Annotated in this window: 17 protein-coding genes, 1 tRNA gene and 2 rRNA genes; 14 read left to right on the top strand and 6 right to left on the bottom strand. The window is 61.8% G+C overall.

Translation table 11 applies throughout. The features are described from left to right. Position 1 precedes the first annotated feature (1 nt). Positions 2 to 1,363 (top strand): aminotransferase class III-fold pyridoxal phosphate-dependent enzyme, encoded by a 1,362-nt coding sequence (locus FZF13_RS13550; RefSeq protein WP_024926384.1) that lies wholly within the window; start codon positions 2 to 4, stop codon positions 1,361 to 1,363. A gap of 69 nt (positions 1,364 to 1,432) precedes the next feature. Here the strand turns inward: FZF13_RS13550 and FZF13_RS13545 are convergent, their stop codons facing one another. Continuing rightward, the gene (locus FZF13_RS13545; RefSeq protein WP_024926385.1) at positions 1,433 to 2,200 is read right to left on the bottom strand and encodes a hypothetical protein; all 768 of its coding nucleotides are present in this window, start codon (positions 2,198 to 2,200) and stop codon (positions 1,433 to 1,435) included. 143 nt (positions 2,201 to 2,343) lie between these two features. Continuing rightward, entirely contained in the window at positions 2,344 to 3,213 is an 870-nt protein-coding gene (locus tag FZF13_RS13540; protein ID WP_024926386.1) for a helix-turn-helix domain-containing protein, read from the bottom strand. A gap of 91 nt (positions 3,214 to 3,304) precedes the next feature. On the opposite strand from FZF13_RS13540, the gene FZF13_RS13535 reads away from it, so the two are divergent. Next, positions 3,305 to 4,849, top strand: coding sequence for a 4-hydroxyphenylacetate 3-hydroxylase N-terminal domain-containing protein (locus FZF13_RS13535; RefSeq protein WP_024926387.1), 1,545 nt, complete (start codon positions 3,305 to 3,307; stop codon positions 4,847 to 4,849). A 9-nt stretch (positions 4,850 to 4,858) separates the two neighbouring features. Continuing rightward, a complete protein-coding gene (locus FZF13_RS13530) occupies positions 4,859 to 5,368 on the top strand; it encodes a flavin reductase (protein WP_024926388.1) in 510 nt (169 codons plus the stop codon). 127 nt (positions 5,369 to 5,495) lie between these two features. On the opposite strand, the gene hpaR is transcribed toward FZF13_RS13530, so the two are convergent. Then, entirely contained in the window at positions 5,496 to 5,900 is a 405-nt protein-coding gene (gene hpaR, locus FZF13_RS13525; RefSeq protein ID WP_244431274.1) for a homoprotocatechuate degradation operon regulator HpaR, read from the bottom strand. 242 nt (positions 5,901 to 6,142) lie between these two features. Here hpaR and FZF13_RS13520 point away from each other — a divergent pair, with 242 nt between their 5' ends. The 11 genes from FZF13_RS13520 to FZF13_RS13470 all read left to right on the top strand — a co-directional run bounded on the left by FZF13_RS13520 (position 6,143) and on the right by FZF13_RS13470 (position 17,799). After that, the gene (locus tag FZF13_RS13520; protein WP_024926390.1) at positions 6,143 to 6,529 is read left to right on the top strand and encodes a 5-carboxymethyl-2-hydroxymuconate Delta-isomerase; all 387 of its coding nucleotides are present in this window, start codon (positions 6,143 to 6,145) and stop codon (positions 6,527 to 6,529) included. 13 nt (positions 6,530 to 6,542) lie between these two features. Beyond that, positions 6,543 to 8,060 (top strand): 5-carboxymethyl-2-hydroxymuconate semialdehyde dehydrogenase, encoded by a 1,518-nt coding sequence (hpaE, locus tag FZF13_RS13515; RefSeq protein WP_024926391.1) that lies wholly within the window; start codon positions 6,543 to 6,545, stop codon positions 8,058 to 8,060. A gap of 50 nt (positions 8,061 to 8,110) precedes the next feature. Continuing rightward, on the top strand, positions 8,111 to 9,091 hold the full coding sequence (gene hpaD, locus FZF13_RS13510) for a 3,4-dihydroxyphenylacetate 2,3-dioxygenase (RefSeq protein WP_024926392.1): 981 nt from the start codon (positions 8,111 to 8,113) through the stop codon (positions 9,089 to 9,091). A 40-nt stretch (positions 9,092 to 9,131) separates the two neighbouring features. Continuing rightward, positions 9,132 to 10,001, top strand: coding sequence for a fumarylacetoacetate hydrolase family protein (locus FZF13_RS13505; protein WP_036255315.1), 870 nt, complete (start codon positions 9,132 to 9,134; stop codon positions 9,999 to 10,001). Positions 10,002 to 10,012: 11 nt separating this feature from the next. Next, the gene (gene hpaH, locus FZF13_RS13500) at positions 10,013 to 10,813 is read left to right on the top strand and encodes a 2-oxo-hept-4-ene-1,7-dioate hydratase (protein ID WP_024926394.1); all 801 of its coding nucleotides are present in this window, start codon (positions 10,013 to 10,015) and stop codon (positions 10,811 to 10,813) included. 298 nt (positions 10,814 to 11,111) lie between these two features. After that, positions 11,112 to 12,212: a hypothetical protein gene (locus FZF13_RS13495; protein ID WP_024926395.1), complete on the top strand. Its 1,101-nt coding sequence runs from the start codon at positions 11,112 to 11,114 to the stop codon at positions 12,210 to 12,212. Positions 12,213 to 12,222: 10 nt separating this feature from the next. Further along, positions 12,223 to 14,133: an asparagine synthase (glutamine-hydrolyzing) gene (gene asnB, locus FZF13_RS13490; RefSeq protein ID WP_024926396.1), complete on the top strand. Its 1,911-nt coding sequence runs from the start codon at positions 12,223 to 12,225 to the stop codon at positions 14,131 to 14,133. A gap of 29 nt (positions 14,134 to 14,162) precedes the next feature. Next, on the top strand, positions 14,163 to 14,417 hold the full coding sequence (locus FZF13_RS13485) for an acyl carrier protein (RefSeq protein WP_024926397.1): 255 nt from the start codon (positions 14,163 to 14,165) through the stop codon (positions 14,415 to 14,417). A gap of 14 nt (positions 14,418 to 14,431) precedes the next feature. Then, positions 14,432 to 15,988, top strand: a complete 1,557-nt coding sequence (locus tag FZF13_RS13480; protein WP_024926398.1) for a class I adenylate-forming enzyme family protein — start codon at positions 14,432 to 14,434, stop codon at positions 15,986 to 15,988. Next, positions 15,985 to 16,956: an NAD(+) synthase gene (gene nadE / locus FZF13_RS13475; protein WP_024926399.1), complete on the top strand. Its 972-nt coding sequence runs from the start codon at positions 15,985 to 15,987 to the stop codon at positions 16,954 to 16,956. Before FZF13_RS13480 ends, nadE begins: the two co-directional genes overlap by 4 nt. Positions 16,957 to 17,181: 225 nt before the next feature. Continuing rightward, positions 17,182 to 17,799: a glutathione S-transferase family protein gene (locus FZF13_RS13470; RefSeq protein ID WP_024926400.1), complete on the top strand. Its 618-nt coding sequence runs from the start codon at positions 17,182 to 17,184 to the stop codon at positions 17,797 to 17,799. A gap of 217 nt (positions 17,800 to 18,016) precedes the next feature. Here FZF13_RS13470 and FZF13_RS13465 read toward each other — a convergent pair. The 3 genes from FZF13_RS13465 to FZF13_RS13455 form a co-directional block, all read right to left on the bottom strand. Continuing rightward, positions 18,017 to 18,093 (bottom strand) — tRNA-Met (locus FZF13_RS13465). Positions 18,094 to 18,224: 131 nt separating this feature from the next. Continuing rightward, positions 18,225 to 18,339 (bottom strand): 5S ribosomal RNA (rrf, locus tag FZF13_RS13460). A gap of 176 nt (positions 18,340 to 18,515) precedes the next feature. Then, positions 18,516 to 21,314 (bottom strand): 23S ribosomal RNA (locus FZF13_RS13455). Positions 21,315 to 21,410: the final 96 nt, after the last annotated feature.

Below are 21,410 nucleotides of genomic sequence, written 5' to 3'. Positions count from 1 at the left end.
GATGCGCGACACCAATTTCTTCGCCGAGAACAACGCCAAGCCGATCTGGCACCCGATGGCTCATCCCGCCGAGATGCGGGCATCGCCGCCCAAGGTGATCATGAAGGGCGAAGGCGTGCATGTGACCGACATCGAGGGCCGCACCGTGCTCGACGCCGTTGGTGGCCTGTGGAACGTCAACCTTGGCTACAATTGCGACCCGATCAAGCAGGCGATCGCTGCCCAGCTTGACGCCCTGCCCTACTATTCCGGCTTCCGTGGCACCTCGACCGGCCCGTCGATCGAACTGGCCTATGAATTGTCGCAATGGTTCGCGCCGGAAGGCATGGTGCGCACCTTCTTCACCTCGGGCGGATCGGATTCCGTCGAGACGGCGCTGCGGCTTGCCCGCCAGCACTGGAAGATCCGTGGCCAGGGCGATCGCACCAAGTTCCTGGCATTGAAGAAAGGGTATCACGGCACGCATTTTGGCGGCGCCTCGGTCAATGGCAATGCCAATTTCCGCCGCAACTACGAGCCGCTGCTGCCGGGCTGCTTCCACACGCCGGCACCCTGGGCCTATCGCAACCCGTATGACGAAACCGATCCGGTCAGGCTGGCGAAACTCTGCGCCCGCGCCATCGAGGACGAGATTGCCTTCCAGGGCGCCGACACCATCGCTGCCTTCATCATGGAACCGGTGCTGGGTGCGGGCGGCGTCATCGTGCCGCCGGAGACCTTCATGCCGCTGGTGCGTGAGATCTGCGACCGGCACGATATCCTGCTGATCGCCGACGAAGTGGTGACGGCTTTCGGACGCACCGGCGCCTGGTCGGGCTCGCGGCTGTGGAACGTGAAACCGGACTTCATGACCATCGCCAAGGCGATCACCTGCGGCTACTTCCCGCTCGGCGCCACGCTCATCGGCCAGAAAGTTGCCGACGTGTTCGAGGCCGACAAGACCAGCTTCGGCGCCATCGGCCATGGCTACACCTATTCGGGTCATCCTGTCGGCTGCGCGGCCGGGCTTGCCGCCCTTGCCGAAACCAAGCGCCTTGGCGTCAACGAGAACGCGGCGGCGCGCGGCGTCGAACTTAGCAAGGCGCTGGAAGCGCTGAAGACCAAGCACGCGCTGGTCGGCGATGTGCGCGGCACCGGCCTGATGGCTGCGCTGGAGCTGGTGTCCGATCGTGCTTCCAAGAAGCCGGTCGACAAGAAGACGATGGCCAAGGTCGCCGACGGCGCCTACGAAGCCGGCGTCATGCTGCGCGTGTCGGGCAACATGATCATCCTGTCGCCGCCGCTCGTCATCACCGCCGCCGATGTCGCCAAGATCGCCGAAGGCCTGGATGCCGGCCTGACCGCCGCGAGTGCTGCCGGATAGGCATGGAAAAAGGGGCGCTGCCACCTGTCGGCACCGCCTCGACTTCCTGTTCCCGGGACATCCGCGCCGTCACGAACTGTCGCGCCGCTCCAGTGCGCGGAAGGCGAAATATTGCAGATCGGCGAGAACTTCGTGGACCTGGTGCGCGGGGCCGCGGCAACTGCCGGGCGGGCAACCGGGGCGCAGCGGCCAGACGCGACGGACCTTTCCCGCCGCGCCGGATTCCAGATTTTGCGCACCCGCAGCGGCGGCGCGGCGGCGCCAGCGAGCGAAGCGCCGAGCCTCCCGCGGCAGATCGTCCAGCGCGCGTCCGACCGCCTGGAGACGGAGCGCGAGACGCGTCGCGTCGATGCGGTCATCGGGCGAAAGCCGACAGCGACCCGGGATGAAACGCGGCTCGCTGTAGCCGGGTGCCAGGATACGCGGCACGCCGCCAACCTGCCGGTGGCGGCCACCGGGCCATTTGGGCAGCGGATCGAGCAGCGGAAGGGCGACCGTGCGGGGCGCCGCACGCCGCAAGACAAGGTTTGGCAGGATAGCCGACGGCTTGACGCCGTAAGGCAGGACGATGCCGGTACCTTTGCCGGTCCGGACGAAGACCGTGTCGGGTAGAGGCTTCACCTTGCGCGGACGCGGCGACACGACCAAATCTCGCGCAACCACAATGACCAGCCGGCGCGCGGCCGCCTCGACCGGACGCAGCAAAGCGAGAATGGCGCGGTGGGAACGGCGCGGCAGGGTCGTTTCGCCATCGGCCAGTCCCACCATCGCAACAAGCATCGCGAGGATGCGCTTCAACGCCTCCCGGTTTCGCTCGATTGCAACATCCCAGTCCATCGCCGCTCCTTCAAGGGCAGCAAATTATCGCGCCGGTGGCGCAGCCGTGGACAAACGGCGCGAAGAAAAATTTCGGGCACGTGTTTATCGAGACGCCGGACAGCCGTCCTGAGGCCGGCGCTCCAGCACCTTGAGTTAGCGCATCACCCGCCGCCCATGCGCCCTTTGCGCCACGCCGCCGGCGACACACCGGTGGCATGGCGGAAGAAACGCGAGAAGTAGGCCGGATCGTTGAACCCGGCCTCGAAAGCGATGTCCTCGACCGAGCGGACCGTAAAAGCGAGCAGCCTCTTGGCTTCCACCAGGCGCCGCTCGCTGATTGCCTGGCGCACGCCCGTGCCCACGACCTGCCGGGCAGCCTTGTCGAGGAGATGCCGCGTGGTGCCGAGCGCCTCCACATAGCGCTCCACGGGCCAGTCTTCCCGGAAGCTGCGATCGATCAGCCGGCGCAATTTCGCAGCGAGCGCCGCCACGGCTGGCAGCTCGATCGGCTGCGGTTCGGTGCCGAGCCGCGCGATGCCGGACAACGCCACCGCGACCAGCGGCGGCAGAATTTTGTCCATGCCGGGCAAGGCTTCGACATATTCGGTCTGAACGGCCTGGATTGCGTCTCGCAGTCTCCGCCAGCGCACCTCTTCGCCGCGACCGCAGATCAGCACCGGCGTATCCAAAGGCAGCAGCGTGTGTTCGGCGAGCATGGCCAGGGCGTCGTCAGCCATCGATATGACGACGGCATCCGTGCCAGGCTCGATCTCGAAGCCATGAACGACGCCACTCGGCACGAAACTCACGGTTGGAGCGGAAAAGCTCCATATCTCGTCTTCGATCCGGTAGGTGCCGCGCCCGCTCGTCCAGTAGGTGATCTGGCCCAGCTGCGGATGCTTGTGCGGCTGCACCCGGCCGTGATGCACCCCTTCGCGCGCCCGGACGGTTTCGACATGGAAGAAGCCGACGTCGAGAGCATGCGTCGGTTCGCCATAGACAAAAAATTCCGGAATGAATGCGTGGCTCATTTCGCCCGAAAAAGTCCAAGCGGTTTTCGGCTTTTATCCATAAACCATCGTCGCGCGCACGGCTACTCTCGTCACATTCAGGGAGGACTACATGCGAGCGGAAGATTACCGGGCCGACAAGACACGGCCTTTCACGGGTGCCGAATATCTGGAAAGCCTGCGCGACGGCCGCGAGGTCTATATCAATGGCGAGCGTATCGCCGACGTGACCACGCATCCGGCGATGCGCAACTCTGCCCGCTCGCTCGCCCGGCTCTACGATGCCCTGCACGATCCCGCCCAGCAGCGCACACTCACATCGCCGACCGACACCGGCTCGGGCGGCTACACCCACAAATATTTCCGCGTCGCCCACTCGCCGGCCGATCTCGTCGAACAGCAGGACGCGATCGCCCATTGGGCCCGCATGACCTATGGCTGGATGGGCCGCACCGCCGACTACAAGGCGGCGCTCATGAACACGCTCGGCGCCAATGCGGAATGGTACGGTCCGTTCAAGGACAATGCGCGCAGCTGGCACAAACGCGCGCAGGAAGCCGTGCTGTTCATGAACCACGCCATCGTCAATCCGCCGATCGACCGCCACAAGCCGGCCGAGCAGGTGAAGGACGTGTTCGTCCACATCACCAAGGAAACCGATGCCGGTATCTGGGTTTCGGGCGCCAAGGTGGTGGCGACCTCGTCGGCGCTGACCCACTATAATTTCCTGGCGCAGAGTTCCGCCACGGTCACGGAGGACCCGTCGCTGTCGGTGATGTTCATCGTGCCGATGAATGCGCCGGGCGTAAAAATGTTCTGCCGCGTTTCCTATGAGCAGACCGGAAACACGGTCGGTCACCCCTTCGATTATCCGCTGTCGTCCCGCTTCGACGAGAACGACGCCATCTTGGTCCTCGACAACGTCTTCATTCCCTGGGAGGACGTTCTGGTTCTGCGCGACGCGCAGAAGATACTCTCCTTCCACCCGGCCTCCGGCTTCATGCATGGCTACTGTTTCCAGGGCTGCACGCGCTTTGCCGTGAAACTCGATTTTCTCGCCGGCCTGCTCGCCAAGGCGCTGCGTGCCACCGGCGGCGACGCCTTCCGCGGCAACCAGGCCGCACTTGGCGAAGTCATCGCGCTGCGGCACATGTTCTGGAGTTTCTCCAACGCGATGGCCTACAACCCGATCCCCTGGGCGGGCGGCGCCGTGCTGCCGAACATGGAGGCGGCGCTCGCCTACCGCACCTTCATGTCGGAGGCCTATCCGCGCGTCATCGAGACGGTGCGCAAGGTCGTCGCATCCGGGCTGATCTATCTGCCTTCATCCGCCAAGGATTTCGACAACCCCGAGATCGACCGCTATCTGGCGCAATATGTGCGTGGTTCCAACGACATGGGCCATATCGAGCGCATCAAGATCATGAAGCTGTTGTGGGACGCGACGGGCACCGAGTTCGGTGGCCGCCACGCGCTCTACGAGCTGAACTACGCCGGCGCGCAGGAAGAGGTGCGGCTGCAGGTGTTGAAAGGGGCCGAACGCGGCGGCCGGCTGAGGGCGATGGAAGAACTGGTCGACACCTGCATGGCCGACTATGACGAGAAAGGCTGGACCGGAAACACCTGGCTGCCGCCATTCTCCGACGGCGAAAGATGAGGCCCGGCCATGCAGCCCCAGGTCTCCAGGCTCGAGTTTCGCGACGCGATGGCGCGTGTGTGCGCACCCGTCAACATCATCACCACGGACGGGCCGGCGGGACGCGGCGGCTTTACCGCGACCGCCATGTGCAGCGTTTCCGACGATCCGCCCACCTTGCTCGTCTGCATGAACGAGCGGTCGGCGCAGACGGGAATGTTCCTCGACAACCGACGCTTCTGCGTCAATGTGCTGACGCAGGCGCATACACATCTCGCCGGCAAATTCGCCGGCGCCATCCGCGACATGGGCGAGCGTTACCAGGCGGCAAGCTGGCAAACCATGCCTTCCGGAATGCCGGCATTGCTCGATGCCATTGTATCCTTCGATTGCGAGATCGACGGCGTGAACAAGGTCGGCACGCACAATGTCATGTTCGGCCGCGTGATCGACATCCGTCACGGCAGCGGCGAGGCGGCTCTGCTCTATGTCGACCGCAACTACACCCAGCCAGCAGCGCTTGGCAGTTTTGGTGGGTGAGAAGCGGTCGGCCGCCGGCCGACGACAAGCCAATTGCTTGGCTTGTCGAGCGACGAACGCCCGAAGCGACAGCGCAGGGCCGGACGGCGTGCGCGCCTCACCGGCCTTCCCAGCCGACGGGGAAAGCTCAGTTTTCGCTGCTCTCCGACTGGATCAGGCTTTCCAGCATATCGAGCAGCTTCTCGTGCTCCTCGCCGCCGAAACGTTTCTCGATGGCGTCGTAGATGGCGACGCGTTCAGGCGCCAAATCCTCGATCAGCGCCACACCGCTGCCGGTGATCGCCAGGAGCGCGCGCCTGCCGTCGTCCTTGACCTTGTTGCGTGTCATCAGCCGGCGTTCTTCCAGCGCCTTGATGATGCGCGTGAGGCTGGGCGGCAGGATCGAGGCGCGGTTGGCGAGTTCGGTCGCCTCAAGCGGCCCCGCCTCCGCCAACACCCGCAGCACGCGCCATTGCTGCTCGGTAATATCGTGCCGGGCAAGCATGGGCCGGAAATGCGCCATGATGACTTCGCGGGCGCGCAACAGCGCCATGGGCAAGGAGCGTCGTGTGGAAGGCGGCAGCAAAAGCAAATCTCCGCTCGAATCCCGGTTTGTCTCACAGCCGGCGCAGGCAGTCCGCAAGCCGGCTATCGCGCTATATCCGCGATTTTGCCGCAACCGGCAATCCCGCACCATACAGACAGCGACGCCATTCAACAGCGCTTGACTTTCATTCGTCAAGATGTAATTCACATGTTAATTACAAAGAGCCGGCTGTCCGGTGGAGGAACGCCTTGCCTCACATGGCCATCGAATACTCAGCAAACCTCGACGCGGCCGTCGACATGGACGGCCTTTGCGCGCTCGTGGCCGACACGATGCTGGAAACAGGATTGTTCGAGATCGGCGCCATTCGCGTTCGCGCTTTCCGGGCGCAATCCTATGCGATCGCCGACCGACTGCCGCAAAACGGCTTCATCGACATGAACCTGCGCATCGGCAAGGGCCGCAGCGCGGAGGAAAAGAAAAGCGCCGGCGAGGCGATCTTTGCCGCCGTCTCGGCACGGCTGGCCGAGCTTTTTGCGACCCCGCATTTCGCTTTGTCGCTGGAAATCCGCGAGATCGACGCTGAGCTGAGCTGGAAAAAGAACGCCATCCACCCGCGGCTGCGCGGCAAGTGACGAGGACAAGGGCATGAGCGCACTGGACGACAATCTGCGCAAGGCAAGCGGCTATCTTGAGCGCTTCACGCGCGACGGCGTGCTGAACCATATCGCCGGCGAGGCAGTGCCGGCCGCCGACGGTGCGACTTTCGAGACGATTTCTCCTGTCGACCTGAAACCGCTCGCCAAGGTGGCGCAGGGCAAGGCGGCCGACATCGACCGCGCCGCCAAGGCAGCCAAGGCCGCTTTCCGCGAATGGGCCGCGCTATCCGGCGATGCGCGCAAGAAACTCCTGCACAAGATCGCCGACGCCATCGTGGCGCGCGCCGAGGAAATCGCCTTCGTCGAGTGCATGGACACCGGCCAGTCGCTGAAATTCATGGCCAAGGCGGCACTGCGCGGCGCCGAGAACTTCCGCTTCTATGCCGACCGCGCCCCGCAGGCGCGCGACGGCAACACCATACAAGGCCCCGGCCAGGTCAACATGACCACGCGCGTGCCGATCGGCCCGGTGGGTATCATCACCCCCTGGAATACGCCCTTCATGCTGTCGACATGGAAGATCGCGCCGGCGCTCGCCGCCGGCTGCACGATCGTCCACAAGCCGGCCGAATTCTCGCCGCTGAGCGCGCGGTTGCTGGTCGAGATCGCCGAGGAAGCAGGGCTGCCCAAGGGCGTCTGGAACCTCGTCAATGGCCTCGGCGAGGAAGCCGGCAAGGCGCTGACCGAGCATCCCGACATCAAGGCGATCGGCTTCGTCGGCGAAAGCCGCACCGGCTCCATGATCATGAAGCAGGGCGCCGATACGCTGAAACGCGTGCATTTCGAACTGGGCGGCAAGAACCCTGTCGTCGTCTTCGCCGATGCCGATCTCGAACGCGCCGCCGACGCCGCCGTCTTCATGATCTATTCGCTGAATGGCGAGCGCTGCACGTCGTCCTCGCGCCTGCTGGTCGAGGCCTCGATCCACGACAAGTTCACGGCCCTCGTTGCCGAGAAGGCGAAACGCATCAAGATTGGCCACCCGCTCGATCCCGAGACCGTGGTCGGCCCGCTGATCCATCCGGTGCACGAAAAGAAGGTGCTGTCCTATATCGAGATCGCCAAGTCGGAGGGCGTCACCGTCGCCGCCGGCGGCACCAAGTTCGATGGCCCGGGTGGCGGTTGTTATGTTGCCCCCACCCTCTTCACCGGCGCCAACAACACCATGCGCATTGCACGCGAGGAGGTTTTCGGACCGGTGCTGACCGCCATCCCGTTCAAGGACGAGGCGGAGGCGCTGGAGATCGCCAACGACACGCAGTACGGTCTCACCGGCTATCTGTGGACGTCGGATGTGACGCGCGCCTTCCGCTTCACCGAAGCGCTGGAAGCCGGCATGATTTGGGTGAATTCGGAAAATGTGCGTCACTTGCCGACGCCGTTCGGCGGTGTGAAGAATTCCGGCATCGGCCGCGACGGCGGCGACTGGTCGTTCGATTTCTACATGGAAACCAAGAACATCGCTTTCGCGACCAAGCCGCACGCCATCCAGAAGCTTGGCGGCTGACGCCGTGCAGCGCGGTGAAAACCGCGCCGCGACATATGAGGAGGAACCTGATGTCTTTGCCGCAACCCAATCTCTATCCCGCCTTCAACATCGTGCGGCTGAGCCATGTCGAACTCGCAGTCACGGATCTGGCGAAATCGCGCGCGTTCTATGTCGATACGCTCGGCCTGCAGGTGACCGACGAAAGCAAGGACGCAATCTACCTGCGCGCGCTGGAAGAGCGCGGCCATCACTGCATCGTTTTGAGGAGGGCCGACAAGGCGGAGGCCCGCGACCTCGGCTTCAAGCTTTATAGCGAGGAAGACCTCGACAAGGCGGAACACTTCTTCAAGGGCAAGGGCCTGCCGGTGGAATGGGTCGAGCGCCCATACCAGTCACGCACTTTCCGCACACGCGATCCGCACGGCATTCCGCTCGAATTCTATTCCAAGATGGACCGCCTGCCGCCGATCCACCAGAAATACGCGCTCTACAAGGGTGTGAAGCCGCTGCGCATCGACCACTTCAACTGCTATTCGCCGAATGTCGATGAATCGGTGGCCTTCTACAACGAGCTCGGCTTCCGCGTGACCGAATACACGGAAGATGCCGAGACCGGCAAATTGTGGGCGGCCTGGACGCATCGCAAGGGCGGCGTGCACGACATCGCCTTCACCAACGGTCGCGGCCCGCGCCTGCACCACGTCGCCTTCTGGGTGCCGACGCCGCTCAACATCATCGACCTGCTCGACCTGATGGCCACCACCGGCTGGCTGGCCAATATCGAGCGCGGCCCGGGCCGGCATGGCATTTCCAATGCCTTTTTCCTCTACGTCCGCGACCCCGACAACCACCGTATCGAGATCTATTGCTCGGACTACCAGACGGTCGACCCGGATCTCGAGCCGATCAAATGGGATTTGAAGGACCCGCAGCGACAGACGCTGTGGGGCGCGCCGGCACCACGTTCCTGGTTCGAGGAAGGCAGCGTTTTCGCCGGCGTCGAGCCGCGCGAGCCCGATCTCGCCGCTTCGCCCATCATCGCTCCGTGACCGGCCTGCGGCCGATACTGATATCCACGAGGAACCGGGCATGAGCGCATTGGCACGCATCGCCACCTTCACCGCCGGCGGCAAGACACGCTACGGCGCCATCACCGATACCGGCGCCATCGATCTTTCCGGTCGCCATGGCGGCCAATGGCCGACCCTGCGGGAGGTCATCGAGGCCGGCGCCCTGCGGCGGCTGGCGGAAGAAGCAGCGGGATTGCCGGTCGATTTCGGCCTGTCCGACATCGCCTATGAAATCCCGGTACCAATGCCGGAGAAAATCATCTGCGTCGGCGTCAATTTTCCCGACCGCAACGAGGAGTACAAGGACGGCCAGGCCGCACCTTCGAACCCTTCGCTGTTCATCCGCTTTCCGCGTTCCTTCGTCGGCCACGGCGCCAATCTGGTGCGGCCACCGGAATCGCCGCAGCTCGACTATGAGGGCGAAATCGTCATCGTCATCGGCAAGGGCGGCCGCCGCATTTCTGAAGCCGCCGCGCTCGACCATATCGCGGCACTTTCGCTGTGCAACGAAGGCACCATTCGCGACTGGGTGAGACACGCCAAGTTCAACGTCACCCAGGGCAAGAACTTCGACCGCACCGGCTCGATCGGCCCCTGGCTCGTGCCCTTCACCGGCGAGGCGCAGATCGCCGACATCAAGCTGCAGACCCGCGTCAATGGCGAGGTCCGCCAGAGCGATCGCACCAGCCGCATGATCTTCTCCTTTCGCAAGATCATCGCCTATATTTCGACCTTCACGACGCTGGTGCCCGGCGATGTCATCGTCACCGGCACGCCGACCGGCGCCGGCGCCCGTTTCGATCCGCCGATCTGGCTGAAGCCGGGCGACGTGATCGAAGTCGAGGCCGACGGCATCGGCATCCTGCGCAACGGAGTTGTTGACGAGTGAGCGCGACGACCATGACCCCCGCCGAAATCGAGGATGCCGCGCAGCGCCTGTTCGCGGCCGAGCGCAACCGGCGCCAGATCCGCCTGCTCAGCCTCGATTTCCCGAAGGCGACGATGGACGACGCCTATAAGGTGCAGGCGGCGCTGGTGAAGAAGAAGCGCGATGCCGGCGCCATTGCGAAGGGCTGGAAGATCGGCCTGACCTCCAAGGCCATGCAATCGGCGCTCAACATCGACATCCCGGATTCCGGCATTCTCTTCGACGACATGTTCTTCGCCGACGGCGGCACGGTACCGGCCAATCGCTTCATCCAGCCGCGCATCGAGGCCGAGATCGCCTTCGTCATGAAGGCGCCGCTGCGCGGCCCGAACGCCACCATCTTCGATGTGTTGAACGCCACCGACTACATCACGCCGGCGCTCGAAATCCTCGATACGCGCATCGAGCGCGTCAACAAGGAGACCGGCAAGGTCCGTACCTTCTTCGATACCATTTCCGACAATGCCGCCAATGCCGGCATCGTGCTGGGTGGAAGGCCGATCCGCCCGCAGGAGGCCGACATGCGCTGGATCGGCGCCATCGTCTCGCGCAATGCCGAGGTGGAGGAAACCGGCCTGGGCGCCGGCGTGCTGAACCATCCGGCCATGGGCATCGTCTGGCTGGCCAACCGCCTTCATGCCTATGGAATGGAGATCGCCGCCGGCGAGGTCGTTCTCTCCGGTTCCTTCGTCCGCCCGGTGGAGGCACGCCATGGCGACACCATCGTCGCCGATTTCGGTGCTTACGGCACGATCAGCGTCTTCTTCGAATAGAACCCGCCAAAGGCCCGATCTGCAAGGCCGGCCCGTGCAAACAGATGCCGGTCGGCCGAACGACCCCTGTTCACGGCAATTCCGGTTCGATGTCATAGGGGCTAACCGGCCCTGTCCGGCGAAACGCTTCCGGCGTTAAGCATCCATTCGCCAAGCTTTGCATCAGCATGCCTTGGACAGCCGGAACCCCCATATCACCAATAATTTGGTTAGATGTGCCTGCTATCACCCGCTCGTGCCCAAACGGCGTTCGAGAGTGGAAGCGTAGACGTGTTCAAGATTGGCCGAGGCAAGCATCATGCCTGAGATCAGGCCGGTCACGGCCCAGGATCTGCCGGCTGTTGCCTCGCTGTTCCAGCGCCTGTTGCGCCGGAACGGCGTGGAGCCAAACGCGCTCGCCGATTATCTCAGGACACTCTTCCTGGAAGGCCCCAACTACGATCCGGAACTGGCTTCGAAGGTGCATGTGCGCGACGATGGCACCGTCAGCGGGTTCCTGGGTGTCTTTCCGCTTGCCATGGAACATGCGGGCAAACCGCTGCGTGCCGCCGTCTGCGGAACGTTCATGGTCGACGCGCATGGTGACGACCCCTTCGCCGGCGCCCGGCTGTTGAGAGACGTGCTTTCCGGCCCTCAGGATCTTTCCTTCACCGAGACCTCCAACGATCTTTCCACCGCGCTCTGGCAGACGGTGGACGGAAACATCCTGCCGGCCTACAGCCTTGAATGGCTGCGCATCCTGCGGCCGGCATCCTTCGTTTCGGAACTCGCCGGCGAGCAATTGCCGGTGGCTCGGCTCGTTTCCCCGCTGATGCGCCCTTTCGATGCGCTGGCGCGCCGTGGCAAGGCCAGTTGGGCCGGCTATGTGCCGCTGGCCAGCCGCGCCGACTCTTTTAGCGATGCCGATGCGAGCGAAGATGAGGCGGCGGAACTCATTCCAGGTTTCCTGCGCCAGTTCGCGCTGCGTCCAAACTGGAACGCCGACCGCCTGCGCTACATGCTGGCGCAGGCACGCGACAAGGCGCTGCATGGCGAGCGGGTTCTGCGTGTCGTCCGTTCCCGCACAGGCGCGCCCGTCGGCCTGTTCCTCTACTACGGCGACAAGGGTCGTATCGGCAGGGTCGTGCAGATCATGTCGCTTCCCGGCCGCGAGGCGATCGTCATCGACCGCATGCTGCGCCACGCCGATTCCCGCGACATGGCTGCGCTGCGTGGCCGTGCCCAGCCTCAGCTCCTGACGGCCATGATGGGGCGCAAGATCGCTTTCGTTCACGCGGCCTCCACCATCGTCCACTCGCGGCATCCGGAACTGGTCGACGCGTTCAATGGCGGACGCGCCTTCATCAACGGGCTTGCCGGCGAAGGCTGGACACGCCTGATCGGCGATCGTTTCGCATGACGGCGGTTCCATGTGCGGTATAGCGGGCTATTTCGGTGATGGCGTGGCGCCGGCGGACGCGGTGCCGCTTCTGTCCGGCATGGCCGACGCCCTGGCGCATCGGGGCCCGGACGACAGCGGCATTTATACCGACCGCGACATCGGATTGACGCATCGCCGCCTGTCGATCGTCGGCCTGGCGGACGGCCATCAGCCGATGCTGGACGGGTCCGACAATCTGGTCATTTCCTACAATGGCGAGATCTTCAACTATGTCGAATTGCGCGCCCGGCTGATCGCCGGCGGGCGGCGCTTCCGCACCCAATCGGATACCGAGGTGATCCTGCACCTCTACGACGAAATGGGGCTCGACTGCCTGCACGAGCTCAACGGCGATTTCGCCTTCGCGCTCTGGGATACGAAACTCCGGCGCATGGTGCTGGCGCGCGACCGCATGGGTGTTCGCCCGCTCTTCCATGCCAAGCGCGGCGACACCTTGTTCTTCGCTTCCGAGATCAAGGCGCTTCTCACCGTACCCGGCATCGCGGCAGAGCTCGATCCGTACGCGCTGGATCAGATCTTCACCCTGTGGACGCCATTGGCACCACGAACGATCTTCCGCGGCATTTCCGAATTGCCGCCCGGCCATCTGATGCTGATCGAGCGCGGCCGAACGGAAATACGCCCCTGGTGGCGGCAGAGTTTCCCTGACGCGGGCGATGTCCAGCACAAGCCGGATGCCGTCGAAGAACTGCGGGCACTGCTCGACGACGCCACGCGCATTCGCCTTCGAGCCGACGTGCCTGTCGGCTCCTATTTGTCGGGCGGACTGGATTCCTCCCTGATTTCGGCGCTGGCCGCACGCGCCGTGCCCGGCAATCTCAGGACATTCTCGCTCGGCTTCGATACCCAGGAGCACGACGAAAGCCGCTGGCAGGCGATGATGGCGGCGACGCTCGGCGTTGAACACCATGCGGTTCGTTGCACCGCCAACGATATTGGACGCCTGTTCCCGGACGTGGTCAGGCATGTCGAGCGGCCGATCCTGCGCACGGCGCCGGCGCCATTGGGAAAATTGTCGGCACTGGTGCATGACCACGGTCTGAAGACCGTGCTGACTGGCGAGGGCGCCGATGAACTGTTTGCCGGCTATGATATTTTCCGCGAGGCAAAGCTGCGCCGTTTCTGCGGCAGGCAACCGCAGTCGCGTCTGCGTCCGTTGCTGTTCCAGCGCCTCTATCCCTATTTGCCAGGCTTGAAGCGGCAATCGCCGGAATATCTGGCGAAGTTCTTCGGCGCCGGCGACGACAAGATCGATGATCCGCTCTATTCGCACCGACCGCGCTTTCGCTCCACCGGATCGGCCAAGCTCTTCTTTTCCACCAGCCTCAAGGAACAGCTCGGCACCTATGATGCAACGGCGGAACTGGCGGCAATGCTGCCGGCGGACTTCCCGCGCTGGCATCCGTTGCACCAGGCGCAATATCTCGAGACCAGCTTCCTGCTGCCGGGATATATCCTTTCCGCGCAGGGCGATCGTATGATGATGGCGAACGGCGTTGAAGGCCGTTTTCCTTTCCTCGACCCGCGCCTCATCGACTTTGCTGCCGCCCTGCCCCCGGACATGAAGCTGCATGGCCTCAGGGAGAAGCATATTCTCAAACAGGCCGCGAAAGGCCTGGTGCCGGAGCCGATCATCGAGAGACCGAAGCAACCTTATCGCGCGCCCGACAGCCAGGCCTTCGCCGCAGCGCCGCCGGACTATCTGGAGGACCTTCTGTCGGAAAAGACGGTTGGAAAAGGCGGCCTGTTCAATGCCCCGGCCGTGGAAAAACTGAAGAGCAAGATGCTTCGCCAGGGAGCGAGCAGTTTTCGCGACGACACGGCCTTTATCGGGATTGTCTCGACCCAACTCTGGTTGGATACATTTCTCACACGCTAAGACGAGCAGATAACAGCGGAACCAAGAACATGGCGGACGACATCAAGGCAACGATACGGGCCTTCATCTTCGAGAACTTCCTGTTCGGCGACGAAAGCCAGCCGCTTCCGGACGAAATGTCCCTGATCGACAACGATCTTGTCGATTCGACCGGCATTCTCGAACTGGTCGGCTTCATCGAGAAGCGGTTCGAAATGAAGGTCGAAGACCGGGAAATCGTACCGGCCAACCTCGATTCCGTCGCCCGCATCGTCGGCTATGTCGGCCGAAAGCAGGCAAGCTAGGCGGCGGGATTGCAATGCGCCTCGAAGAGCATCTTCACGCAAGATCGGCTGATCGAGGCCAGCATACGGCGCTTGTTTGCAACGACAGCAGGCTGAGCTACGCCGAACTCTGGCAGTCGGCGCGTCGCCTGGCGTCGTCGCTCCACGCCGCGCACGTCTGCAAGGGCGACCGCGTCATCGTGTTCATGGACAACAGCCAGGAGGCCGTGATCGCGGCTTTCGCGATATGGACGGCAGGCGCCGTACTCGTGCCTGTCCATCCGACGGCAAAGGCCGCCCGCATTGCCTTCGTCGCCAATCATTGCCGGGCCTCCGTCATTCTGGCACAGGGGCGACTGGCTCCCGTCGTGGCGGAATCTACGCCACTCATCGTCAACTCCGCGCACATCGTGCTGACGACGCCGCACGCGGCTCTGCCAGACGCGACCCCGCTGTCTGACTGCCTGCTTGCCGAACCGTTGCCTGACGGGAGCGAGCATCGAGCGGACAAGGATCTAGCAGCAATCCTCTACACCTCGGGCTCCACTGGCGAGCCCAAGGGTGTGATGATGACGCATGTCAATCTCGACGCCGCAACTGGCTCGATCGTTTCCTATCTGGAAAACACGCAAGACGACGTCATCCTCAGCGTATTGCCGCTGTCGTTCGGTTATGGCCTGACGCAATTGATGACGGCTGTTGTCTGCGGCGGAACGCTTGTCCTCGAAAAATCCTTCGCGTTCCCTTACGCGGTTTTTGAACGCCTGCAGGCAGAACGCGCAACCGGTTTCCCGCTGGTGCCGTCGATGGTCGCGATGATGCTGCAGATGCGCGAGCTTGATCCTGTATTGTTTTCGAGCCTGCGTTATGTGACCAGCGCGGCGGCTCCGCTGCCGGTCGATCATATTCACCGGCTAAGGACAATTCTGCCCGACGCGCGCTTTTATTCGATGTACGGCCAGACGGAATGCATTCGCGCTTCTTTCCTGCCACCTAGTCAGTTGGAACAACGGCCAGGTTCCGTGGGGATCGCCATCCCCGGAGCAAAGGCCTATGTGGTCGATGACACCGGCAGGCGAACCGCACCCGGCGCTGTCGGTGAGTTGGTGATCAGCGGACCGAACGTCATGCAAGGTTATTGGGAGGCGCCGCAGGCGACAGCCGCAGCTTTGCGCCCCGACCCGGAGACCGGAGGCCTGAGGCTTCACACCGGCGACCTCTTCACCGCCGATGCGCAAGGGTTCCTGACCTTTGTGTCCCGACGCGACGACATCATCAAATCGCGCGGCGAAAAAGTATCGCCCAAGGAAGTCGAAGCGGTCCTTCATACCTTGCCGGGTATCGTCGAAGCGCTTGTTGTCGGGGTTCCGGACCCCGTTCTAGGCCAGGCGATCAAGGCACTGGTCGTGCCGGCCGAACCCGGTTCGATCAGCGAACGCGACGTGTTGCGCCACTGCGCTAGCCTTCTCGAGGACTACATGGTTCCCAAATCCGTCGAATTCGTCGTCGAACTGCCAAAGACCGAAACCGGAAAGCTTAGCCGGCGTCTCGCCGCGACGATGCCGACCGCCAGCGAGGGCCTACCTGAGTGACCAAGCACTTCTCCGCAGCCGTTCTCGACTTCGATCCGGCAGCCGAAACGGAACGTATCGCCAAGGCAATGCGTGAAAGCCTACGCAAGGGTATGCGCCGACGCGGTCTTGTCATCGGCCTGTCGGGCGGCATCGATTCCAGCGTCTGCGCCGGCCTTGCCGCGAGGGCGCTTGGAGCTTCGAACGTCTTTGCCGTGCTGATGCCGGAAAGCGATTCTGACCCGGAGAGCCTGCGGCTTGGCTCCCAGGTGGCCGATACATTCGGCATCGATCGCACCGTCGAGGACATGGCGCCGATGCTGAGCGCCATGGGCTGTTATGCGCGTCGCGATGCCTTCATCCGCGAAGTGGAGCCGAATTACGGCCCGGGCTGGGCCTCCAAAGTCGTGTTCGACAATGGACTGACCACCGGCGGCTACAATCTGTCGTCTCTGGTCGTGCGGGCGCCCGACGGCACCGAACGCAAGCTGCGCCTGCCGGTGGAGGTCTATCTCGGCATCGTCGCGGCGACCAATATGAAGCAGCGCACGCGCAAGCAGCTCGAATATTACCACGCCGACCGGCTGAACTATGCGGTGCTCGGCACCCCGAACCTCTTGGAATACGACCAGGGCTTCTTCGTCAAGAATGGCGACGGCGCCGCCGACATCAAGCCGATCGCGCATCTTTACAAGACACAGGTCTACCGGCTCGCCGAATATCTCGGCGTTCCGGCCGAGATACGCGCCCGGCCGCCGACCACCGACACCTATTCCCTGCCGCAGACGCAGGAGGAGTTCTATTTCGTCCTGCCTTACGACAAGATGGATCTTTGCCTCTATGGTCTCGACCATCAGGTGCCCGCGGCCGAAGTCGCCCAGGCTATAGGCTTGGATGCCGATCAGGTCGAACTCGTCTGGAAGGATATAGCAGCCAAGCGCAAGGCCGCGCGCTATCTGCACATGCCGCCCCAACTCGTCATCGCGTAAGGCGCGACCGCTTTTTTGCCAGCAAGAAACAGAAACGCGGGCGGCCAGCTTCCAGCGCAAGTTTCGCTCGCCCGGGCTCTAGAAATGTAGCCGCTTACTCTGCGTCGAAGCACTATCATTGCGCCAATGCGATGGAAGCGAGCGCCATGAAATTTTGCCGGCAGAAACCGGCAGATGGCCGTCCGCGCCCGCACCAGTCTGTTCAAACACGAAATTGGGCCAACGATGGATCTTCTTTATCAGACCCACTCCCCTTACGCGCGCAAGGTCCTGGTCTTTGCCCATGAAGCCGGTCTTGCCGGGCGGCTGCGTGTCATCCACCATGAAACCAGTCCGACCAATCGCAACGATGCGGTCTTTGCCGTCAACCCGTTGGGCAAGGTTCCGGTTCTCGTACTGGAGGACAGCGAGGCAATCTTCGATTCGGTCGTGATCTGCGACTATCTGAACACGCTCGCCGGGCAGCGCCAGCTGATACCCGCCGACGGACCGAGGCGCTGGGTCGCCTTGCGTATGCAGGCGATCGCCCAGGGACTATGCGAAGCGGGTATCGCGCTGCGCTGGGAAACGACACGGCGGCCGGAACATTTGCGCTACCCGCCCTTAGCCGAAGGCATGACAACGAAGCTGGTCGAATCCTACGATTATCTCGAGCGGGATGGCGTGCTCGATGAGCCGCTCCATATCGGACATATCGCAATCGCCACCGCTCTCGACTGGCTGGCATTCCGCAAACTGCCGGATTTCGAGACAGGAAGGCCTCGGCTTTCGAAATGGTACCGCGCATTCCTGCAGCGACCTTCAATGCAGGCTACTGTCTACGACGGAGAAACACACGATTGATTTATGGGTGAGGAGCGGTCGGCGGAGCCGCTCGCTCGACCATTGCCTGTCGATTGAAGCCGACGAACGATTTGAAGCTGGGACCATCAGCCTGCTGTCAGTCTGCGTAGGATGTGACGGGGCCGGCTTGGGGCCTCGCGGCGGCCGTTTGCCTGCTGCCGGCAGCGTTGGCACGCCCTGAACGCAAAAAACCCGGCTGATCGCCGGGTTTTTGATTTGGTTGCGGGAGTAGGATTTGAACCTACGACCTTCAGGTTATGAGCCTGACGAGCTACCGGGCTGCTCCATCCCGCGTCAACCGAGTTTATGTAAGCATTTGCCTACATAAAATCCACCGATCCGCCAAATGAAAGGGCCGCTTTCGCGGCCCGTGATCCCGTTGGCGGGCCGTATCGTAAGGAGAAGATTTAACGTGCGTTTGGCAGACCTGGCAGCGACCTACTCTCCCGCGTCTTGAGACGAAGTACCATCAGCGCTGGAGCGTTTCACGGCCGAGTTCGGAATGGGATCGGGTGCAGCCGCTCCGCCATAACCACCAGGTCGGCAAAACGCACGTTATTCGAGAAGCTGTTTTGTGCCTGGCGACTGCAGTTTCTTCCGGGCAAGGCCCGCAAGCGCGACTGCGCGTCGCCGGTTTTCCGGCGCCCCCGCGGAGCATAGGCCCTGTAAGGGCCGCTCATGCGTGAGCGCTGGTTTGATGAACATTAGGAATGAGAACGATCAAGCCGATCGAACTATTAGTACCGGTAAGCTTCAAGCGTTGCCGCTCTTCCACACCCGGCCTATCAACGTGGTCGTCTTCCACGGTTCTCAGGGAATACTCGTTTCAAGGTGGGTTTCCCGCTTAGATGCCTTCAGCGGTTATCCCGTCCGGATATAGCTACCCTGCTATGCGGCTGGCGCCACAACAGGTCCACCAGAGATCCGTCCATCCCGGTCCTCTCGTACTAGGGACAGATCCTTTCAATATTCCTACACCCACGGCAGATAGGGACCGAACTGTCTCACGACGTTCTGAACCCAACTCACGTACCGCTTTAAATGGCGAACAGCCATACCCTTGGGACCTGCTCCAGCCCCAGGATGCGATGAGTCGACATCGAGGTGCCAAACAACCCCGTCGATATGGACTCTTGGGGGTCATCAGCCTGTTATCCCCGGCGTACCTTTTATCCGTTGAGCGATGGCCCTTCCACGCGGGACCACCGGATCACTATGACCGACTTTCGTCTCTGCTCGACTTGTCAGTCTCGCAGTCAGGCAGGCTTATGCCATTGCACTCAGCGAACGATTTCCGACCGTTCTGAGCCCACCATCGCGCGCCTCCGTTACTCTTTAGGAGGCGACCGCCCCAGTCAAACTACCCACCATACATTGTCCCGGACCCGGATAACGGGCCGCGGTTAGACATCCATAGTAATAAGGGTGGTATTTCAAGGGTGGCTCCACCAAGGCTGGCGCCCTGGCTTCAAAGCCTACCACCTATCCTACACATGCCACTACGAATGCCAATGTAAAGCTATAGTAAAGGTGCACGGGGTCTTTCCGTCTAACCGCAGGAACCCCGCATCTTCACGGGGAATTCAATTTCACTGAGTCTATGCTGGAGACAGCGGGGAAGTCGTTACGCCATTCGTGCAGGTCGGAACTTACCCGACAAGGAATTTCGCTACCTTAGGACCGTTATAGTTACGGCCGCCGTTTACTGGGGCTTCGATTCAGAGCTTGCACCCCTCCTCTTAACCTTCCAGCACCGGGCAGGCGTCAGACCCTATACGTCGCCTTGCGGCTTCGCAGAGCCCTGTGTTTTTGATAAACAGTCGCTACCCCCTGGTCTGTGCCACCCTCACCCTGCTTGCGCAGGAAAGGGTCACGCTTCTTCCGAAGTTACGCGTGCAATTTGCCGAGTTCCTTCAGCATAGTTCTCTCAAGCGCCTTGGTATACTCTACCTGACCACCAGTGTCGGTTTCGGGTACGGTCTATAAGTGGGAGCTATTTCCTGGAACCGCTCCGCTGCCCGACCAATCCAATAAGGTCGAACAACTTGTGCAATCCGTCACTACCCACAGGCCCACGAATATTAACGTGGTTCCCATCGACTACGCGTTTCCGCCTCGTCTTAGGGGCCGGCTAACCCTGCTCAGATTAACTTTAAGCAGGAACCCTTGGTCTTTCGGCGGGGGAGTCTCTCACTCCCCTTACGTTACTCATGTCAGCATTCGCACTTCTGATACCTCCAGGAGCCCTCACGGGTCTCCCTTCACTGGCTTACAGAACGCTCCGCTACCGCTCGCATTGCTGCGAACCCTAAGCTTCGGTGTATGGCTTTAGCCCCGTTACATTTTCGGCGCAAAGACCCTTATTTAGACCAGTGAGCTGTTACGCTTTCTTTAAATGATGGCTGCTTCTAAGCCAACATCCTGGTTGTTTTGGGATCCTCACATCCTTTCCCACTTAGCCATAACTTGGGGACCTTAGCTGTAGGTCAGGGTTGTTTCCCTTTTCACGACGGACGTTAGCACCCGCCGTGTGTCTGCCGACTAGTACTCCTGGGTATTCAGAGTTTGCTTAGGTTTGGTAATCCGGTGAGGACCCCTAGCCCATGCAGTGCTTTACCCCCCAGGGTATTCGGTCGACGCTCTACCTAAATAGATTTCGCGGAGAACCAGCTATTTCCGAGTTTGATTGGCCTTTCACCCCTAGCCACAAGTCATCCCGAACTATTGCAACAGTTATGGGTTCGGTCCTCCAGTAAGTGTTACCTTACCTTCAACCTGCTCATGGCTAGATCACTCGGTTTCGGGTCTAATGCGACGAACTGAACGCCCTGTTCAGACTCGCTTTCGCTGCGCCTACACCTACCGGTTTAAGCTTGCTCGTCACACTAAGTCGCTGACCCATTATACAAAAGGTACGTGGTCACCCTTGCGGGCTTCCACTGTTTGTAGGCAATCGGTTTCAGGTACTCTTTCACTCCCCTTGTCGGGGTGCTTTTCACCTTTCCCTCACGGTACTAGTTCGCTATCGGTCATGCACGAGTACTTAGGCTTGGAGAGTGGTCTCCCCATGTTCAGACAGGATTTCACGTGTCCCGCCTTACTCTAGGACTTTTGTTCGCATTACGTGTACGGGGCTATCACCCACTATGGCCCAACTTTCCAGAAGGTTCCACTTATCTCACAAAAGCCACTGGCCTGGTCCGCGTTCGCTCGCCACTACTTGCGGAGTCTCGGTTGATGTCCTTTCCTACGGGTACTTAGATGTTTCAGTTCCCCGCGTTCGCCACTTTACCCCTATGTATTCAGGGTAAGTTACCTAATATCGATACTTGGAAACCACAGCAGCAGATCGCTCTGCTACTCTGATTTTCCAAGTACCTTAGGTGGGTTTCCCCATTCGGAAATCGTCGGATCAAAGGGTATTCGCACCTCCCCGACGCTTATCGCAGCGTATCACGTCCTTCATCGCCTGTGCATGCCAAGGCATCCACCAATTGCCCTTAAGACACTTGATCGTTCTCATTGCCAATGTTCATCGGGATTTTTCCCAATGCCATCGGCACAAAAAGACCAGCTTCTCGAGATCTATCCGGGGGCGCGGTTAGGCTTAC

Origin of the sequence: Mesorhizobium terrae, from assembly GCF_008727715.1 — a bacterium.
GTDB classification, from domain to species: Bacteria; Pseudomonadota; Alphaproteobacteria; order Rhizobiales; family Rhizobiaceae; genus Mesorhizobium; species Mesorhizobium terrae.
Note: the sequence above shows the minus strand (reverse complement) of the source record. Positions and strands in the feature narration are given on the sequence as shown.

Bases quoted from the DNA above. Each gene is read 5' to 3' on its own strand.
- FZF13_RS13485 (WP_024926397.1), top strand. From the start codon at position 14,163: ATGGCGGACGACATCAAGGCAACGATACGGGCCTTCATCTTCGAGAAC.
- hpaH (WP_024926394.1), top strand. From the start codon at position 10,013: ATGACCCCCGCCGAAATCGAGGATGCCGCGCAGCGCCTGTTCGCGGCC.
- asnB (WP_024926396.1), top strand. From the start codon at position 12,223: ATGTGCGGTATAGCGGGCTATTTCGGTGATGGCGTGGCGCCGGCGGAC.
- FZF13_RS13480 (WP_024926398.1), top strand. From the start codon at position 14,432: ATGCGCCTCGAAGAGCATCTTCACGCAAGATCGGCTGATCGAGGCCAG.
- hpaR (WP_244431274.1), bottom strand. From the start codon at position 5,900: ATGGCGCTGTTGCGCGCCCGCGAAGTCATCATGGCGCATTTCCGGCCC.
- FZF13_RS13530 (WP_024926388.1), top strand. From the start codon at position 4,859: ATGCAGCCCCAGGTCTCCAGGCTCGAGTTTCGCGACGCGATGGCGCGT.
- FZF13_RS13535 (WP_024926387.1), top strand. From the start codon at position 3,305: ATGCGAGCGGAAGATTACCGGGCCGACAAGACACGGCCTTTCACGGGT.
- FZF13_RS13495 (WP_024926395.1), top strand. From the start codon at position 11,112: ATGCCTGAGATCAGGCCGGTCACGGCCCAGGATCTGCCGGCTGTTGCC.
- FZF13_RS13550 (WP_024926384.1), top strand. From the start codon at position 2: ATGCGCGACACCAATTTCTTCGCCGAGAACAACGCCAAGCCGATCTGG.
- hpaD (WP_024926392.1), top strand. From the start codon at position 8,111: ATGTCTTTGCCGCAACCCAATCTCTATCCCGCCTTCAACATCGTGCGG.
- hpaE (WP_024926391.1), top strand. From the start codon at position 6,543: ATGAGCGCACTGGACGACAATCTGCGCAAGGCAAGCGGCTATCTTGAG.
- FZF13_RS13540 (WP_024926386.1), bottom strand. From the start codon at position 3,213: ATGAGCCACGCATTCATTCCGGAATTTTTTGTCTATGGCGAACCGACG.
- FZF13_RS13505 (WP_036255315.1), top strand. From the start codon at position 9,132: ATGAGCGCATTGGCACGCATCGCCACCTTCACCGCCGGCGGCAAGACA.
- FZF13_RS13470 (WP_024926400.1), top strand. From the start codon at position 17,182: ATGGATCTTCTTTATCAGACCCACTCCCCTTACGCGCGCAAGGTCCTG.
- FZF13_RS13545 (WP_024926385.1), bottom strand. From the start codon at position 2,200: ATGGACTGGGATGTTGCAATCGAGCGAAACCGGGAGGCGTTGAAGCGC.